Source organism: Enorma phocaeensis (assembly GCF_016901575.1).
In the GTDB taxonomy this organism is placed as follows: Bacteria; Actinomycetota; Coriobacteriia; order Coriobacteriales; family Coriobacteriaceae; genus Limicola; species Limicola phocaeensis_A.
Genome location: NZ_JACJKQ010000053.1, coordinates 1 through 1,397 on the forward strand (window position 1 = coordinate 1; position 1,397 = coordinate 1,397).

Annotated in this window: 1 protein-coding gene; it reads right to left on the reverse strand. The window is 65.6% G+C overall.

The features are described 5' to 3' along the window. Positions 1-46: 46 nt before the first annotated feature. The gene (locus H6A15_RS10130; protein ID WP_204673634.1) at positions 47-1,300 is read right to left on the reverse strand and encodes a DDE-type integrase/transposase/recombinase; all 1,254 of its coding nucleotides are present in this window, start codon (positions 1,298-1,300) and stop codon (positions 47-49) included. Positions 1,301-1,397 lie beyond the last annotated feature (97 nt).

The window sequence follows — 1,397 nt, forward strand, 5'->3', positions numbered from 1 at the left end:
TGTTGAAGTTTTTTGAAAATGTCACCCCCAGAGACGTCGCGCCGCGTCATCCGCGCATCTTCCTGAGCAGGTCCTGCAGCTCCCTCTGGTTCCCCACGAGGTCGCTCTTCCTGTGCTCCCGCACCCCGCAGAGGACGCACGCGTAGCGCTTCCCGTAGCGCTCGACGTACATCTCCTCGGTCCACACGTCGATGAACAGGTTGACCCTGACGCCCTCTCCCGGGTCGTAGACCACGCCGTCGCCATCCACCATCCGGTAGAGGCCCATCTCGTACGAGATCATCCCGCTGCGCGATATTCTCGTGAGCCTGATCCGGAACACCGAGGAGTAGTCGAAGCCCTCAGGCATGAGCCTGAACTCGCTCCCCGGCTCCGCAGGCGGGAACGAGAACTTCCGGTTCAGGTAGTCGACGTAGAACTCGTTGAACCACGAGTCGAGGTGGTCGTAGTCCTCTATCCCGAAGCGGATGATGTCGTTCACGAGCCTGAGCTGGCCGGTGAGGTTGTAGCGCTCGACGCGGCCCTTGGCCTGCGGGGACCCCGCGAACACCATGCGCACCCCCAGGTCGGACAGCATCATCGAGAGCTGCGTGGCCGCCCCGCCCTTCGAGCTGCGGAACACGGAGTGCCTGTCGGAGTACACGGCCTCGGGCGCCCCGCTCCTGCGGACCATGCGCTCCGCCATCCGGGCGTACCCGCGCATGCACTCGATGGGCATGAAGCACCCGGAGAGGGCCTCGGTGGTGGCGTCGTCGACGGCGATGTGGAGCACGCGGGCGTCGCCGTTGCCGAACCAGTCGTACGGCGTCCCGTCGACCTGCACGAGCATCCCCCTGCGCGGCATGGGCTCGCGGATCGGGTGCGCGGCGCGCCCGCCGCGGGCGCGCTCGGGCCTCTGTGCCGGAGACCGCCACCCCTCGCGCCTGAACAGCTCGCGGAACCAGGATCTCGAGCGGGCGACGAGCCCGTACCGCTCGACGTCGTCCCGCCTGTCCGGGTTCTCGATCACGTCCTCGATGAATATGTCCCTGAACTGGGCGATCGTTATCGACCTGTAGGGCTCCTTGAACTTCCTCAGGTAGCGGATCTCGTCATCGGTCGCCGCGGTCGCCGGCCTGCGGCCGGCGTTGCCGTGCGCCGCTGCGCCCTCGGGCCCGAGCTGCTCGACGCGCTTCGACAGCCTCATCAGCTGGCGGCGGCTGTACCCGGTCTTGCGCTCGATGTCCGCGTAGCTGATCGAGGGGTCGGATCTCTTGGCGACAAGCAGCTCGATCGCCCTCTCCTTGGTCCTCTTATCCATGTGTCCTCCTTCGGCTGAGGACTACGCTAGGGGACCGGGGGGTCGCGGGGTGACAGAATCAAAAAACGAGGGGTGACAATTTCATTTGCTTATAACA

Coding starts and splice junctions, on each gene's coding strand:
- H6A15_RS10130 (WP_204673634.1), bottom strand. CDS start 1,300: ATGGATAAGAGGACCAAGGAGAGGGCGATCGAGCTGCTTGTCGCCAAG.